Raw genomic sequence first — 16335 nt, forward strand, 5'->3', positions numbered from 1 at the left:
ATGTACATCATGAAGAAATCTCTATCCTTATTCTTTTCCCTGCTGGTCATCCTTTCCCTTCAGGCGCAGCAGATCAGTTATTCAGTTTCTTTTCCCAATATCACGCATCACGAAGCACAGATCAGTCTCAACGTAACCGGCATCGGCACCAAGCAAAAGACGGCCGTCTTTCGTATGAGCCGATCTTCACCCGGGCGTTATGCCACCCATGAGTTCGGAAAGAATGTATACGATGTAAAAGCCTTCGGCAGGAACAACAAACCACTCACCGTTACGCGTATTGAGGGTGATGTGTACGAAGTTCAGCATACAGACGGGCAGATCCGCCTCGAGTATACGCTCTATGCCAATCATCCGGACGGCACATATGCCGGGATCGATGCCACCAGCATCCATTTCAATATGCCCGCCGCTTTCATGTGGATCAGGGGATATGACAAAACACCCATCGCTATCAAATTCAATATTCCCGAAGGCAAGCAATGGAGCATCGCCACGCAACTCAAGCCTACCAAAGACTCCACGGCTTTCACTGCACCTGGCCTTCAGTATTTCATGGACAGTCCCACAAAAATTGGCTCCCTTACCTGGAAGGAATGGTCGCTCACCAACCCTTCCGGTAAATCATACAGGATCCGGTTCGCATTCGAAGGCAATAGCTCAGACAGCCTGCTCACTGCATTTACCAATAAAGTGAAACGCATCACAGAGCAATCGATGGCGGTATTTGGTGAACTGCCCGATTTCGATTACGGCACCTACACATTCATTGCCAGCATCAATCCCTGGGTGAAAGGCGACGGAATGGAGCATCGCAATTCCACCGTCATCAGCATACCCATCAATTTTGATGGCAACAATGAATTGCTGGGTGTATTCGCACATGAATTCTTTCACTGCTGGAACGTAGAACGCATCCGCCCGAAAACGCTGGAGCCTTTCAATTTCGAAAAAAGCAATATGAGTAATGAGCTTTGGTTTGCTGAAGGCTTCACCCAATACTACGGCGACCTGCTCACTGAGCGCGCCAGCTGCATGACTGAGGATGACTACCTCCGCGTAGTATCCGGCCTCATTAACACTAAATCAAATACACAAGGCGCGAAGCGCTACTCTCCCGTGGAAGTGAGTCGTCATGCCGTTTTCGTTGATGCCGGAGTTGCCATCGACAAAAGCAATTATGTGAACATGTACACTTCCTATTATCCGTACGGAGCCGCTATAGCGCTGGCCCTGGACCTGGAATTGCGCAGCCGGTTCAACAACCTAACACTCGACAATTACATGACTGCTGTCTGGAAGAAATCCGGCAAAACAGAGATCCCCTACAATGTAGATGGTTTGCAGGATGTACTGGCCCAGCTAACGGGCAGCAAACAGTTTGCTTCCGGTTTCTTCTCCAAATACATCAAAGGACATGAACCTCTCGATTATGCACCGCTTCTCGAAAAGGCCGGGCTCTTGCTCAAAAAAGCCAATGAAGGGAAAGCCTGGATTGGAAACGTTCAATGGAAAGATGGCGCCAATTCGCTCACCATTGCTTCCAACAGTGTGAATGGTACGCCGCTCTATAATGCCGGCCTTGATGTAGATGATCAGATCCTCTCCCTGAACGGCAAGCCGCTTCGCAAGCAATCCGATCTCACCGGGCTCCTGAAATCTCACAAACCCGGCGACAAGCTCGACATCGAGTATGAACATCGTGGCAACAAGACCAGCACGAAAATTATTTTGGGTGAAAACCCTGCATTCATCGTGGTGCCTGCTGAAAAACCCAGTGCTGCATCGATTGAATTCAGAAAAAAATGGCTGGGCAGCCGGTAGCCGATGAGTGGGGTAGGCCGTTGAGGGGTATGAGAAAGCGGTCTGGGAAACAAACCAGCGCGGGAGGATTTTTTTGAGCTGTGGTTGGTTGGGTTGGGCTGAAGTGCATAGCCGGGCTTCTTCGCTTTTGTTTCCAAGGCCCGTTTCCCATACCCCTTCACCGGCCCGATCCCCGGGATGTGCAGCAGTTTGATTCAGACTGCTGCATTTTTTTACTGAATTATTTTATTTCAACTTTCTACTTTTTGATTGGCAATTGCAAGGAACTAATGTGATTTCTTCCAGTGATCACATTGCTACCATTCTCTCTTGCTAAACTGGCTAAGCAATGATCCATAGTTTTTCAATGTGCTTTCTGCATGCAACTATTGAATTATCAGATTAGATTTTATGTTTTGATCAGCATTCAATAATTCCTGCTGATTACTTCGTCTTTCTATTCCTTGCTGGCCATTCATCTGCATCCTGCCGCTTTTTCCCCTCTCCTCCTTTTCACGCAGTGCGCTAAAGATCAGCAGCGGAGCGGCTTTCACTATACCTGCCGCTCTTGCATATCCCAGTGGTTCATCTTTTCCTTAAAATGATTCATTGAAGCGGCGCAGAATCATTAACCCTGTCAGTGTTGAACATTGAAGCACAGCCTTTTTGTTTCAACCAATAATGGTGAATAAAATTCATCATGGAGCTGCCCCAATTTTGATGCACCTTCAGATTGCATTCAAAGCGCGGGGATATGGATTACGCGCCCTGGAAACATAAGCGAAAAAGTCCGGCACAGTACAATAGCCTAACCCAACCAACCACAGCTCAAAAAATATTCTCCCGCGCTGGTTTGTTTCCCAGCGCACAATCCATATCCCCCGCTTTGAAAAAAGAAGAGCCGCCCATCACTGAGCGGCTCCCCAAAAAGTATCAACCATTTTATTGGTATTGAATATAAACCGGCTGCGGTTTCAACTTCAGCACTTCCGCCGGCGTCATGATCCTGCTTCCCTTTTCTCTAAAATCATTTTTATAGAAAAGCTTGAACCCAGTATACTGTACCGGCTCAGGATACAGGAAAGAGCGGTAAGTGCTGATCTTACGCGCCTGCGCACCCCACCCGTCCATGTCCATGATGATCTGGGTCTCCGGACGCAGCTTGATGTTCTTGTAGTTGGTCACCATTGGTCTTGTGAAGCGGTGAACTACCAGCATTTTGGGAGGCAGGTTATTTTCTTTCACAAGTTTGGCGAGATATTCAGTGGTGTAGTTGATATCCACAGCATCGAATGATCCGATCACGGAGCCTGGTTTTTTGCCGGTTTTCATGGAGAACTCAGGATCGATACCGAGATGCACATGCGGCATTTTCAGGTATTTCTCTAACTGGGGTACTTCAGCCTGCAGGGTGCTGAGGCCAACCTGGATATCGATGAACACGAGTGCATTGATCTTTTGAGCCATCACAAGGATTTTGTCTATCTCTTTGTGAGGCATTCTGAGACGGTATTTACCATCGGCACCTGCGCTTCCCTGGGCCGTTACTGCAATGTAATGCAGTGCAGGTATTACTTCCATACTGGTGTCGGCGGCATGCCAGTTCTTCACTTCTACCTGTAGTTTGGCGAGCATTTCCTTTTCCGGCAGTTCACCCAGGATACCCATTCTGGTGGAGTACAGGTTGCCATAGAAAGCGAGTACGCGTTTGAAGGGAAGGATTGCACCAGGGAGCGGGTAATCTGTTTTTACTGGCCATCTGCCGGAGGTATCGCCATTGGCCATGTATTTGAGTTTGGCATCGTAGAGGGCCGTATCCAGAACGGCAGTTGCCGGAGCTGCAACTGGCCTGGCTGTATCCGTATCATGTTTGGTAACGGGAGCGGCCTGAACTTCGGCGGCTACGCCACGAGTACCAGGTTTACATCCATTGAACACGAAAGCTGAGATAAAGGTAAGGGCGATGGCTGCCTGCAGCCAGGAGGTTCTTTTCATAAGTTATTGAAGTTTTGAAAGCTCGGATCAGCGCTGATTATTTTGTTGTTGATGAATTAAGTCCGCAAAGATCAGCGCTAATACTCAAAAAAACGTGCCAGTATCGAAAATATTTTGCATCTGAAATTTAACTTGTAGCTGGCAGGGGATAAACGTAACTTTATATGGCATAATTCTTTCAATCGTTCTTATAAAAATTACTGCCATGGGTACGCTTCAACAAATCCACAACTGGAGCTTAACGCATCACCCGCGCTGGCTGGTAGTCATCCGGGTTGCACTGGGATTATGTTTATTCATCAAGGGCTATTCCTTTATGATCAACTCAACAGAACTGGATCTCCTGTTACAGAACAGCCGCCTGGCAGCACAAAATGATGCCATATCCATCTTTGTAACCTGGGCGCATTTGCTGGGTGGAGTGATGATCATTGTGGGATTATTCACCCGCTGGGCTGTAGCGCTTCAAATCCCCATTCTGTTGGGTGCACTGATCTTCATCACCACGCAACAGGGAATCTTCGCAGCAGGGTCTATGTTCCCGCTTACGATTGTAACTTTTCTGCTGCTGGTATTTTTCCTGGTGGAGGGCAGCGGTCCCATTTCACTGGACCATTTCTTTAAGCATCACCAGGCCTAACCCATTTTGAATGAAGAGACTTATTCTCCTTCGTACACCACGCCGGAGGTAGGTGTTTCATGCAGTTCCAGCCGTTTCATGGCCGGGATGGAGGGTTTCAACTGGTCCCAGATCCAGACAGCGATCAACTCGCAGGTGGGATTGGAAAGGCCGGGGATATTATTGAGACATTTATGATCCAGGGTGGCCACTACAGGTTTGATGATCTTCTTCAAAATTGCAAAGTCCATCACCCATCCGAGTTGCGGATCTGGCTTGCCTTCGATCCAAACGCGAAGTCGATAGGTATGGCCATGCATTTCTTTGCATTTATGTCCGTCCGGTACATTGGGTAAGAAATGGGCAGAATCGAATGTGAACTCTTTATAGATGAGCATAGAATAGAATGTGAGGCAAAGGTACAATAATGCGATACATAAGTTTTATGACGTGGCCTAGTAAGTTCTACTTATTGCTTCAAAAAACAAGACGGGCATTATCCGATTTTGTTTATCAGAACCTAAATAACCCTATTTTGCAGCTCTCTAAATCAAACCTTATATCTTATGCGACTTCGATTTCGTCCTGCTTTTTTTATACTCCTTATTTTTTCCTTGGAAGGAACCGCGCAATACATCCCTTATAAAGCTTATCTCAGCGCATCCGGCCCATTTGGCCAACCTCATATCCGGTATCAATATACAGACAACATGTTATACTCAGCCACCTCCAGATTTGCAGTCACTTATACTTCATCCGGAACGGTTAATCCAGACGGGTTATTCGATGGGGCCTATGACGGGCAACCCTGCATTATTCCAGTTGGTACTACGGCAGTATTCAGCATCGATTTTACAGGAAAACAGGGAACTGCGTTAAGCTATCCCAGAGGCAAGGTCCAGCTCCATTTCTATTCCGGGGGAGTACCTGCATCAGTATCAGGCAGGATGATGAAATCTGATGGTACCTGGTATGATATAACAGGCTGGATAAATGTATCCACCGTAGTCAACAATGCTGTCTGGGAAGGTACCACATCCGGAGTATACACAGGCGCACAGATTCTGGAAATTACAGTGCAAGCCCCCGCAGGTGGAAATGCCAGTCTAACTGAGATCGAATATATCCAGAACAGGCCATTGGCATTAAATGGCCTGGTGACTAAATTCAATAATCAAATACTCTACAAGAATTTTGAATGGAGGGATGTAAATAACACACAGGTGGCATTCATAAGAAATGATGGCAATGCCTCATTCAAAGGAATAGGTGTAAACACACTCAATCCTACCGTTGCACTTCAGGTAACAGGAAATTCCATTATCAGCGGCCACACAACTCTCGGATCTCTTACTATCGCTACCAATGCTGTTGCTGGAAGGGTTTTCACCTGCAATGCCAGCGGATTAGGCACCTGGCAGGATCTTCCAGCCGGTTCCGGCAGCGGATGGACTCTCACTGGCAATAGTGGCACTACAGAGAACAAGCTCGGCACTACAGGAGCAGTTGATTTGCCTTTCATTACCAACAACACAGAAAAAATGCGCATCACAAAAGATGGTAATGTCGGTATTGGGATTACATCATTTGACGCTAATTATAAACTGCATGTAAACGGAAATATCCGCGCAAGAAAAGTAAGAGTAGAAAACAATAATTGGCCCGACTATGTATTCAAAACAGACTACCCACTCATGTCACTCGCAGAACTGGCTGCATTTATAAAACAGTACCATCATCTCCCTGAAATACCTTCTGCCACTGAAGTTCAGAAATCAGGAATCGATTTGGGTGCGAACCAGGCTACATTGCTGAAGAAAATAGAAGAACTCACTTTGTACATCATCGAACAGCAAAGCAAACTGGACCAACAGCAGGATGCCATCAAACAACAAAACCAGCGGATTGAGCAACTGGAAAAGAAATTGAACAGTTCCCCACAATAACCCTCCATCAAAGAGGCTGCCTCATGCGGCAGCCTCCCGATCATTGAGCTGAGATCAAATAGAAGAATATTTATTTGTGAAGTGTGATCTTACTCAGGTTCGTTTCTTTTCCTGCTGTCACTTCCACACCGGTAATGGTAGTATCACTGTAACCATTGGAAGCATTCACAAATACCGTATAAGTGCCTTGTTTCAGACCGCGGGCCTTCCACAGACCATTATGCCAGGGCAGCGCATAGGCTGTATCAGATTCGTTGTATACGCTGATCACGGGCCATGCATCCTTCGGCTCGATACGGCCGGACACGGATCCTGTGGCTTTCACTGTGAAGAGATGGATAACGGGCTTCAGGTAGAAGACACCATCGCGAACGCGCACCACGGAACGGGTAACATCAAAGTCAAGCCATAAACGGAAACGATCAGGCTGGTATTCATCCCAGTCGCCCCCTTTCACGGAGATCAGAATGGTAGACGAAAGGCCCGGCCAAAGTTTCAGCGGATAAGTGGTACTATCTTTCATCAGCGAATTGTTCTCTCCCAGTTCGATCTTGATAAGGCGTACTTTCCCTTTGGGAATGATGCCATTCGCCAGCAGGGTATCTGTACCGTTGCGCAGGGTCAGCAGGTCATATACACCCGGCTTGATCTCCAGTGATTGCCAGGTAACACAATCATTGCGGTCATCGTCCCAGTCGTGATGATTACCCCGACCGTTATTGTCATCATCATCGTCATCATCATCTCCCCTGTTGTCTTTTGAACAGGTGTCTAATAGTATTTTCACAGATTTGATATCTACCATTACATGATCGAAGAAACCGGGATCATCGGTGAGATAGAGACTAACCTGTTGTGAGCCCGGAGGAAGCGGTTGCTGTTCCGTGGAATCGCTTTTGGAACAAGCATAGAACACAAGTGAGGCCAATACGATAACCGCCCCAAAACCATACAGTTTTGACAGTTTCATACGAAGTTTTTTATGTGGTTTAAATGAAGTTCCAACCATAAAAAAAACAAATCCTGTGCCTGATCCGGTTTTGGTGGAAAACTAATAATAATGGAATAATGAGAAAATGGACAAGATTATTAGTCTACCAATTTGGTAGACTAATAATTTCGCTGTAATATTGTACTGTCATTCACAAGCAACACAATGTCTTTGCATGAAAACATTACCTGCATATCAATGGCTGATAGCCGTTCCGGCGCTGATCTTCAGCACTACGGAGATATACCCCGGCAAGCCGGCTGAGATCAGTGGACAGATCATTCATACTGAAACCGGCCAGCACATAGAGAATGCCTATGTGTATATCGTTTCGGGAGAAGAAGAGAGTTTGACAGACAAAAATGGAAGGTTTTCCATCACCACCTGGCAAGAATTGCCTGTTACGCTGGTGATTGAACATCCGCAGTACAAGAAAAAGAAAGTCCGCGCTACCGATGCTTCACAAAAACAGGTGATCAAACTGGAGCCCAAAGGTCAATAACCAGTCTTAGTCTGCCGAATCGTTTCCGATGCATTAACCAACGAATAGCCATTGTATGAAGTTCAACCTATTGGCATTTGCTGTACCGTTCTTTGTTTTATTCATGACCATTGAATTCCTGGTAGCGAGAAAAAAGAAACTACCCTATTTCAACCTTCATCATTCTGTAGCCAATGTTAGTATAGGCATTGCCGAAAGATTACTGGATGTTTGGGTAACAGGCGCTTTCTTTTTCTTCTATGATTACCTGCAAACAAATTTTGGATTGTTTGAAATAAAGGCAGGCATCCTCACCTGGATACTGTTGTTGCTTTGTACGGATTTTTGCTGGTACTGGTATCACAGGTTGGCGCATGAAGTGAATGTTTTCTGGGCTGCACATGTGGTGCATCACCAGAGTGAGGATTTCAATTATACGGTGAGTGCGCGCATCACCGTGTTCCAGGCCTTTATCAGAACAGGTTTCTGGGCCATACTGCCACTGCTGGGATTCCCGGCGCTGATGATCACCAGCCTTTTGCTGGTGCATGGGCTCTACCCGTTTTTCATCCATACCCGGCTGATCGGTCAACTGGGCATCCTGGAATATATACTGGTAACGCCATCGCATCACAGGGTGCATCATGCGAGCAATGAACAGTATCTCGACAAGAATTATGGAGATCTGTTCATCATCTGGGACAAGCTCTTCGGTACTTTTCAAAAAGAAGAAGACAATGTGGAGATCAAATACGGGCTCACCAAACCATTGAACAGTTACAGTTTTCTCTGGCAGCATATACATTTTTTTGCAGAGCTCTGGTATGCTGTCCGCCGCACCAGCGGCTTCCTGAACAAACTGAAACTGGTTTTCGGAAAGCCTGACCTGGTGGATCCTGCTGCCCGCGAAGCGGTGGAAAAAAAATTCAACATCTTTCATTTGCCACTGGCGGTTGAACAGCGATTGAACAGGTACGTGATCTGGCAGATCGTACTCAGTATGGCATTGCTCTTTGTATTCATCCTGTTTGAACATTACCTGCCATTAACGCAGCAGGCGCTGATTTCACTGGGACTGATCCTCACACTGATCAATTGCGGCGCCATCATGGAACAAAAGAGATGGGTGTTCTACCTGGAATTTTTTCGCTTACTCACGGTGGCCATCGGCCTTGTGATAGCATATCCCGCAGGATGGCTGAGTGTGTTGCTGCTGTTGGTAACGCTACTGTTGATCAGGTATTTTGAAACGATCCGCGATCATTATCTCTTCTGGGTTTACCAGCGCAGACAATAGTTCTTACAATCGATACGAGTTACGTGGCCGAGTGGCGAGGCGGAGGTACGCAAGACCTTTTACGGTGGTTCGAGTCCACCCGTAACTGCTATTTGCATCGGTTCAATATCATTGAGCCCCAGGGCGATGTTTCTACTTCGCCCTTCAAAAAAATTGTGGCAGCCATAGCCACCCCGGATTCAACTCAGTGTTTTTTTCATATGGCAAGCAATCGTTGATGAGAGGCAGTGTTTCCACACTGCCTTCTTTTTTTACCAGGGTTTTGCCGATAAAAATTTTTGATTATATTGATATGTATATTTAAGAGGTGTTTATGTATAGGAGGGTGGCACAATCTTTAGAAGAATCCTACGGTTATGGCAACTATAATTCAATGGCGGATCGGCTGTTCCGGCTTTCACTACCGCGAGTGGAAAGACCTTTTTTACCCTCCGGAAACACCACAGCGCAAATGGTTTGATTACTATTGCACCAGGTTCAACACACTGGAACTCAACTACACTTTCTACCGATTTCCACAGGTAGCGCCCCTGGAAAGCTGGTACGACAAAAGTCCACCTGGTTTCAATTTTTCCATCAAAGCACCAAGGCTTATCACACATTTCAAGCAATTCAAAGATGTACGCCCATTGCTGGACGACTTCTACAATGTTGCAAAAGAAGGCTTGAAAGATAAGCTGGGCCCCGTTTTGTTCCAGTTTCACCCCAAAACAGTCTACTCTCCCTACCTGCTGGAAGAGATACTGGCGCAGTTGGACCAGGAAGTGAACAATGTACTTGAATTCCGGGACATCAGCTGGTGGCGGGAAGATGTGATACAACAACTGGCGGCCCAGAAAGTAGTGTTCTGCGGCGTAAGCCACCACCGGCTTCCGGAAACGCCAGTCATCAACGGGCCACTGGTGTATTATCGCTTTCACGGTGTACCCATCCTGTACAAAAGTGAATATTCCACAGCGTTCCTTGACGAAGTAAGTGAAACCATCAGCGCCAACGGACAGGTGCGCGAAGCCTACCTCTACCTGAATAATACAGCAAAGGGGCATGCTATCAAGAACGCTTTGTATTTACAGGAAAAACTGATGAATGGATAGAATATTACACTACAAAATTTAAGACTGTCAATTCGCAACAATGATCTCAGGTCTCTTGATGATCTGTGTATTGTATTTGAATTTGATATTTGTATTGAAGTCAACACGCCAATGTGATCCATAATAATTGGCGCGGGGAAAATAATGCGCTTTCAGTTCCAGCGTTCCGAAGATCAGACTTTCGTTCCTGGCTCTCAAACCCGCGCCAACACTCTGATACAGATCGCTCTGCTTTATGCTTTCGTAAGGCGGCGTCATCAAAGTAAAATTGGCGAAAGCAAATGGAGCGAAGCGAAAATTGATGAAGTTCCAGGGACTGAAAAATACAGATTCCCCTTTCAGCGTTGCCCGCATATCGCCACCGATATTGCGGCCATTGTACAGCTCACGGATGCCAAAATTACTTTCCAGCCAGAGGTCTTCATTCAACACTTTGTTGATCTGTCCTGTGATACCAACGTTGATGAATGTACGTTGTTTCCACCTCGGGCCCATCGTACGGAGCCGGCTGAAAAAATCCAGGTTGGCCAGGATGTCCACATCTTCCAATGTATTCTTATTCCAGAATCCACCGGCACGGAAAGTAAAATTCAGGTAGCTTTCCTTTTCCGTAAAATAATTACGGCTCACATCCAGCCCCATGTAAGGTCTTTCCAGCCCATGCTTTTTAGTCCAGCCAGCAGTGGCTGTTACATCCATCCCTTCCGGAAGGTCCTCCGACCTGCCGAAGCCGTAGATATAGCGGGTCTTATAGAAGTTTTGCCCGAAGATGGACAATGAGCCCAGCACTCCATACATATCCGCAAACTGGGCATCGTAATGAACTTTGAAAGAATCAGGGATCAATTCAAATCTTTTCTTCATCAGCCGCAGACCGAGGATCGTCCGCAAACGTCCGTCCTGGTTCTTCTCTTTCACCAGCTTGAATGCACCTGTATTCCATCCCATCCACGCATCGTAGTTATAATATTTGTAAGCGAATCCTCTCTGATAGATTGAGTCTGGAATATACTGGTTCTCCGTTTCATGCCATGCCAGTTCTGCTGCATAGGTAAACTTCGTATACTGGTTAACGAGAGGTCTGATGAATTTTGTATAGAAGGTGGTTTCCTCATCCCTGCCGCTGTTCAAACCGTCTGCAAAGTTCTTGTACCCCACATATCCATCGATAAACGAACCTGCGATATTCCGTTTGATGAATTCCATACCATACCCTACCTTATCCACGCGGCGGGTATCGTATAGCACTGAACCCAGCAGCCGGTCGCCCCATCCGCCGAGATTATCCTCCCTGGCGCTCACATCGAAACTCTTCATATTCCGCAAATGGAGAGAGCCGCCGATACTCAATACATCTTTTGTAAGCACTATCACATCCACTGAATCATAACTGTTCTCTGCCGGTTCAATGATGATGCGGGCATCCTGCAGATAGGTTTGGTCGCGCAGATGTCTTTCATTATCCGCCAGCAGATATGGATCTATCCTGTCGCCCGGGTGGAAGAAAAGGTTATTGCGTATAACATATCCTCTCGTCTTATGGTGGAAGCTATTGGCCAGCCTGGTGAGCCAGCTCTTGTATACTTTGCTTGTATCGTTGATGGCAGTACCGAAATCAAGTCCCTTCATCGTAACCTTTCGGATCACCCGCTTATCGTAAATACTGAACACCAGGTCATTCCTGATCGGTGTGAGAGCAGCAATATTTTCACGCAGGGTATCACGGAGAAGGTTACGCGCCAGCTTACCCAGCAGCCCCTTTCTTTTGAGGATGAAACTATCGATCCCCGGCTTTGGAGGTAGTGTATCGGACCTTTTCACTCTTACGGGCTTAATTGCCGTATCTGCAGAGCTTTTGTGAGCTTTCTCCCTGCCCGACTGGGCATGAAGAGATGCAACCAAGCCGCCCGGCAGGACCCCGGTACAACAAATGATCATAATCAAAACGCAAATCCTCATGTATTCCTGCCTTATATACGGCAAAATAAGACTTTAAGAGGAAAGTGGTGGGGTTGTTAGGAATGCATTAACAGGGGGGCGCAAAGGGATATGAACGCGCGGCTGGAAAACAAACCAACGCAGTTGGGGGATTATTGGGATGTGGATTGGTTGGATGGGACTGAAGTGCAGAGCCAGGCTGTTGAGCTTTTGTTTCCAAGGCCGCCTGTTCATATCACCTTTGCGCCCTCTACACCCTGAATAGGCCAGGTTAATGCAATCCTAACAATTGAGTGGAGGACGGGGGATACTTCGAAGAGTAAGTTGAATAGCAGCTTTACAGGTAAGATTTCTGGATTCCTCCTGATTCGGTTCTATCTGAATGAATGTGATTGACTCATTACTGTAAAATCAGAATGCGCTATCTTTTCATTGCATGGTTTGAGCAGAAAAAAATGCAAAAGAAAAGAATGAGAAAAATAGAAATCAGTGACTGGTTAAAGAAGCAGGAAACTTTGGTGCAGCATTATGAAGAGAAAGCTCGAAGCATCGGAATATTTGTGTAGCACCTTCATTGTGATCGGGCCGGGGAAGGGATATGGCAGGAAGGGCCTTGAAAACAAAAGCGAAGAAGTCCGGCTCTGTATCTCAGCCCAATCCAACAAGCCAAAAGCCCCAAATCCTCCAAATGCGTTGGTTTGTTTTCTCAGCCCACCCTGCCATATCCCTCCCCGGCCAACAACACACAAAAAAACCTGATCAATCTGATCAGGCTCTCTGTTTTACTGTTGATTTCTTTTTTCCGGAAGAAGCCAACGCATCATCGATGGCTTTGGAGAGACCAGGCAAGGTGATCTTGCCGGTATATAGTTCGTTATTGATGAAGAAGGCAGGAATGTCCCTGATGCCTTTATCGAGGCCTTCAAGCAGATCATTTCTGACCGTCCATCCGTAAAGTGAATCCACCAGCTTCGGAAGAAAATTCTTGTCCATTGCGCCTGCTTCGCGTGCATATTCCCGTAAGCTGATACTGCCCAATTGGGTACGATGCGCAAAGAGCAGGTTATGCATCTCCCAGAATTTTCCTTCCTGCGATGCTCCTACACAGGCTTCAGCAGCCTTTTGCGCACGCTGATGCACCTGCGTGAGCGGGAAGTGACGGAAATTGAACTTCACCCTGCCATCGTATTGCTCCATGATCTTCTTCACGATCTCGTGGGCTTTAGCACAGGCTTCGCTCTCATAATCCCCGAATTCCACCAGGGATACGGGCGCATCGATAGCGCCCACCCAGATGTCCTTGGGAGGTTTGATCTCGATCAATTTGGGTTTATTGTTTGTTGCCATAGTATTGTTTTCTCCTTTTTTTAACATTCACAGGACCGGCAACAGTTGGTTTGGTGTGCTTGAATTATAACATTTATTAAGATGATGTTGTTCAGGCAGTAGTTGCATAAAAAACAGAATGCCACCCCGCAACGGCGGGATGACATTGCATTTCAGTACTTAAGGCTATTTATTTGGAAGCCGCTTTTTCTTTCTTATCGTCAGACGGCTTTGCACTGGTCTCATTCCGGAACACCACTACTCCATCGAAAACATCTATCAGTACAGGATGGGTCTTGTCTACATCCCCGGCCAGGATCTTACGGCTCAGCTGGTTCACGATCTCTTTCTGGATCAGCCTTTTCAGCGGCCGCGCACCAAACTGAGGATCGAAACCATTCTCTGCCAGGTAATCGATGGCGTAATCACTGAACTGAAGATTGATACCATTCTGGGCCACCAGCTTTTTCAAATTATTCAGCTGAATATTGATGATCCCCTTGATCTCTTTTTTCAACAATGGCTGGAACATGATGATCTCATCCACACGATTCAGGAATTCAGGACGAATGGTTTCCCTGAGTAACCCCATCACGTCATTCTTTGCTTTCTCTGATGCTTCTTCGCGGTTCCTTTCATTCACATCTTCATACGCTTCCTGAATGATATGGCTGCCCAAATTGCTGGTCATGATGATGATAGTATTCTTGAAATTCACTACCCGACCTTTATTGTCTGTAAGCCTTCCATCGTCCAATACCTGTAACAATATATTCCACACATCAGGATGCGCTTTCTCGATCTCATCCAGCAGCACTACACTGTAAGGCTTGCGACGCACAGCTTCCGTGAGCTGACCGCCTTCGTCATAACCTACATAACCCGGAGGCGCCCCTACAAGACGTGATACAGAATGTTTCTCCTGGTACTCACTCATGTCTATACGGGTGAGCATGCTTTCATCGTCAAAGAGAAACTCGGCAAGGGCTTTCGCCAACTCCGTTTTACCCACACCGGTAGTACCGAGGAAGATGAAAGAACCGATAGGCTTCTTCGGGTCCTGCAGTCCTGCACGGCTTCTGCGGATGGCATCAGCAACGGCAGTGATGGCTTCTTCCTGGCCCACCACACGCTGGTGAAGATGCTCTTCCAGCTGAAGGAGTTTTTCCTTTTCACTTTGCAGCATGCGGGTAACAGGGATGCCGGTAGCTTTAGCTACATTCTCTGCAATATCTTCTGCATCCACTTCTTCTTTCAGCATTCGTTTTTCGTTGATGCCCGCAAGTTCTTCTGAATATTTTGCAATGATCTGCTCCTGCTCTTTCACTTTGCCGTAGCGGATCTCAGCCACTTTACCATAATCTCCGTTGCGTTCAGCGCGTTCTGCTTCCTGTTTCAGGGTTTCGATGCTGGCTTTGGCGCTCTGTACTTTTTCTACAATCTCTTTTTCCTCTTTCCATTTCGCGCGGAGCGTATCGCGTTCCACACTGAAATTGGCGATCTCTGTATTGAGCTCTTTCAGTTTCTCTTCATCGTTCTCACGCTTGATGGCTTCACGCTCGATCTCCAACTGACGGATCTGGCGCTCCATACGGTCCAGTTCCTCGGGCATGCTGTTCATCTCCAACCGCAGCCTTGCGGCGCTTTCATCGATCAGGTCGATGGCTTTGTCCGGCAGAAAACGATCGGTGATATAACGATGCGATAATTCCACCGCAGCAATGATGGCTTCATCCTTGATGCGCACATGGTGATAGGTCTCGTACCTGTCTTTCAATCCGCGCAGGATGGAGATAGTATCTTCAACAGTGGGTTCTTCGATCATCACTTTCTGGAAGCGGCGTTCGAGAGCCTTGTCTTTTTCAAAGAATTTCTGGTATTCGTTGAGTGTGGTGGCTCCGATGGCTCTGAGCTCGCCGCGTGCAAGTGCAGGCTTGAGAATATTGGCTGCGTCCATTGCCCCTTCACCGCCACCGGCGCCTACCAGGGTATGGATCTCATCGATGAACAGGATGATCTCCCCATCGCTGCCTGTCACTTCCTTGATCACGCCTTTCAGTCTTTCTTCAAATTCTCCTTTGTATTTCGCGCCGGCAATAAGCTGCCCCATATCGAGCGCATAGATGATCTTGGACTGCAGGTTCTCGGGTACATCACCATTGATGATGCGGTGTGCAAGTCCTTCAACGATGGCAGTCTTACCCACACCTGGCTCACCTACCAGGATCGGATTGTTCTTGCTGCGACGGCTGAGGATATGCAGTGTTCTGCGGATCTCTTCATCGCGACCGATCACCGGATCGAGCTTACCGGCACGCGCCAGTTCATTGAGGTTCTTCGCGTATTTATTGAGCGCGTTGAATTGCGTTTCCTGTGTCTGGCTCTTGATGGTATCGCCTTTGCGCAGGTCTTTGATGGCTGCAACAAGTCCATTCTCTGTGAGACCAGCATCTTTCAGGAGCTTCGACGCATTATCGCTGCCCTGTAAGATGGCCAGCAACAGGTGCTCCACACTCACGAACTCATCACCGAATTGTTTGAGTACGGCGCCTGCACGCAATACGGCATTGTTGGCATCACGACCGATCATCTGGGCCGGCGTAACGCCACCACTTGTTTTGGGTAAACGGTCGATGCTCTCCTGGAGCTTGGTGTCCAGCACATTCACCGTTACATTATTTTTTTTCAGCAAATAATCAACAGGCGAATCTTCCTGGTCGAGCAGGCTCTTGAGCAGGTGCTCCGTTTCGATATTCACACTATTATTATTGAAGGCGATCTGCTGCGCCTGCGCAATCGCTTCCTGTGCTTTGATAGTAAAATTGTTCAGATTCATATATTCCCT

The 16335-nt window shown here is 47.1% G+C and carries 12 protein-coding genes; 6 read left to right on the forward strand and 6 right to left on the reverse strand.

Going from position 1 to position 16335, the window contains the following annotated elements:
• Positions 1-9 precede the first annotated feature (9 nt).
• On the forward strand, positions 10-1824 hold the full coding sequence (locus D9Y29_RS16255) for a M61 family metallopeptidase (RefSeq protein ID WP_127130081.1): 1815 nt from the start codon (positions 10-12) through the stop codon (positions 1822-1824).
• A gap of 921 nt (positions 1825-2745) precedes the next feature.
• Here the strand turns inward: D9Y29_RS16255 and D9Y29_RS16260 are convergent.
• The gene (locus D9Y29_RS16260) at positions 2746-3798 is read right to left on the reverse strand and encodes a hypothetical protein (RefSeq protein ID WP_127130083.1); all 1053 of its coding nucleotides are present in this window, start codon (positions 3796-3798) and stop codon (positions 2746-2748) included.
• 205 nt (positions 3799-4003) lie between these two features.
• Between D9Y29_RS16260 and D9Y29_RS16265 the strand changes: the two genes are divergently transcribed.
• Positions 4004-4438, forward strand: coding sequence for a DoxX family protein (locus D9Y29_RS16265; RefSeq protein ID WP_127130085.1), 435 nt, complete (start codon positions 4004-4006; stop codon positions 4436-4438).
• A gap of 20 nt (positions 4439-4458) precedes the next feature.
• On the opposite strand, the gene queD is transcribed toward D9Y29_RS16265, so the two are convergent.
• Entirely contained in the window at positions 4459-4815 is a 357-nt protein-coding gene (gene queD / locus D9Y29_RS16270) for a 6-carboxytetrahydropterin synthase QueD (RefSeq protein WP_127130087.1), read from the reverse strand.
• 312 nt (positions 4816-5127) lie between these two features.
• On the opposite strand from queD, the gene D9Y29_RS16275 reads away from it, so the two are divergent.
• Entirely contained in the window at positions 5128-6363 is a 1236-nt protein-coding gene (locus tag D9Y29_RS16275; protein ID WP_127130089.1) for a hypothetical protein, read from the forward strand.
• Positions 6364-6433: 70 nt separating this feature from the next.
• Here the strand turns inward: D9Y29_RS16275 and D9Y29_RS16280 are convergent, their stop codons facing one another.
• Positions 6434-7333 carry a DUF4382 domain-containing protein gene (locus D9Y29_RS16280; protein ID WP_164735437.1) on the reverse strand — a complete coding sequence of 300 codons (900 nt, stop codon included), beginning with the start codon at positions 7331-7333 and terminating at the stop codon, positions 6434-6436.
• A gap of 196 nt (positions 7334-7529) precedes the next feature.
• Between D9Y29_RS16280 and D9Y29_RS16285 the strand changes: the two genes are divergently transcribed.
• From D9Y29_RS16285 to D9Y29_RS16295, 3 genes are all read left to right on the forward strand, one after another.
• Complete coding sequence (locus D9Y29_RS16285) at positions 7530-7856, forward strand: carboxypeptidase-like regulatory domain-containing protein (RefSeq protein ID WP_127130093.1); 327 nt, start codon at positions 7530-7532, stop codon at positions 7854-7856.
• A 55-nt stretch (positions 7857-7911) separates the two neighbouring features.
• Positions 7912-9132, forward strand: coding sequence for a sterol desaturase family protein (locus D9Y29_RS16290; RefSeq protein WP_127130095.1), 1221 nt, complete (start codon positions 7912-7914; stop codon positions 9130-9132).
• Between the two features lie 356 nt (positions 9133-9488).
• Entirely contained in the window at positions 9489-10226 is a 738-nt protein-coding gene (locus D9Y29_RS16295) for a DUF72 domain-containing protein (RefSeq protein WP_241237958.1), read from the forward strand.
• Between the two features lie 27 nt (positions 10227-10253).
• On the opposite strand, the gene D9Y29_RS16300 is transcribed toward D9Y29_RS16295, so the two are convergent.
• The 3 genes from D9Y29_RS16300 to clpB form a co-directional block, all read right to left on the reverse strand.
• Positions 10254-12047, reverse strand: coding sequence for a BamA/TamA family outer membrane protein (locus D9Y29_RS16300; RefSeq protein WP_127130097.1), 1794 nt, complete (start codon positions 12045-12047; stop codon positions 10254-10256).
• 885 nt (positions 12048-12932) lie between these two features.
• A complete protein-coding gene (locus D9Y29_RS16305) occupies positions 12933-13511 on the reverse strand; it encodes a DsbA family protein (RefSeq protein WP_127130099.1) in 579 nt (192 codons plus the stop codon).
• A 169-nt stretch (positions 13512-13680) separates the two neighbouring features.
• Positions 13681-16326: an ATP-dependent chaperone ClpB gene (clpB, locus tag D9Y29_RS16310; RefSeq protein WP_127130101.1), complete on the reverse strand. Its 2646-nt coding sequence runs from the start codon at positions 16324-16326 to the stop codon at positions 13681-13683.
• Positions 16327-16335 lie beyond the last annotated feature (9 nt).

The organism is Pseudoflavitalea rhizosphaerae (assembly GCF_003991355.1).
In the GTDB taxonomy this organism is placed as follows: domain Bacteria; phylum Bacteroidota; class Bacteroidia; order Chitinophagales; family Chitinophagaceae; genus Pseudobacter; species Pseudobacter rhizosphaerae.

What these genes read in the sequence shown, in the direction of transcription:
- D9Y29_RS16255 (WP_127130081.1), top strand. Translation starts at nt 10, where the DNA reads ATGAAGAAATCTCTATCCTTATTCTTTTCCCTGCTGGTCATCCTTTCC.
- D9Y29_RS16260 (WP_127130083.1), bottom strand. Translation starts at nt 3,798, where the DNA reads ATGAAAAGAACCTCCTGGCTGCAGGCAGCCATCGCCCTTACCTTTATC.
- D9Y29_RS16265 (WP_127130085.1), top strand. Translation starts at nt 4,004, where the DNA reads ATGGGTACGCTTCAACAAATCCACAACTGGAGCTTAACGCATCACCCG.
- queD (WP_127130087.1), bottom strand. Translation starts at nt 4,815, where the DNA reads ATGCTCATCTATAAAGAGTTCACATTCGATTCTGCCCATTTCTTACCC.
- D9Y29_RS16275 (WP_127130089.1), top strand. Translation starts at nt 5,128, where the DNA reads ATGTTATACTCAGCCACCTCCAGATTTGCAGTCACTTATACTTCATCC.
- D9Y29_RS16280 (WP_164735437.1), bottom strand. Translation starts at nt 7,333, where the DNA reads ATGAAACTGTCAAAACTGTATGGTTTTGGGGCGGTTATCGTATTGGCC.
- D9Y29_RS16285 (WP_127130093.1), top strand. Translation starts at nt 7,530, where the DNA reads ATGAAAACATTACCTGCATATCAATGGCTGATAGCCGTTCCGGCGCTG.
- D9Y29_RS16290 (WP_127130095.1), top strand. Translation starts at nt 7,912, where the DNA reads ATGAAGTTCAACCTATTGGCATTTGCTGTACCGTTCTTTGTTTTATTC.
- D9Y29_RS16295 (WP_241237958.1), top strand. Translation starts at nt 9,489, where the DNA reads ATGGCAACTATAATTCAATGGCGGATCGGCTGTTCCGGCTTTCACTAC.
- D9Y29_RS16305 (WP_127130099.1), bottom strand. Translation starts at nt 13,511, where the DNA reads ATGGCAACAAACAATAAACCCAAATTGATCGAGATCAAACCTCCCAAG.
- clpB (WP_127130101.1), bottom strand. Translation starts at nt 16,326, where the DNA reads ATGAATCTGAACAATTTTACTATCAAAGCACAGGAAGCGATTGCGCAG.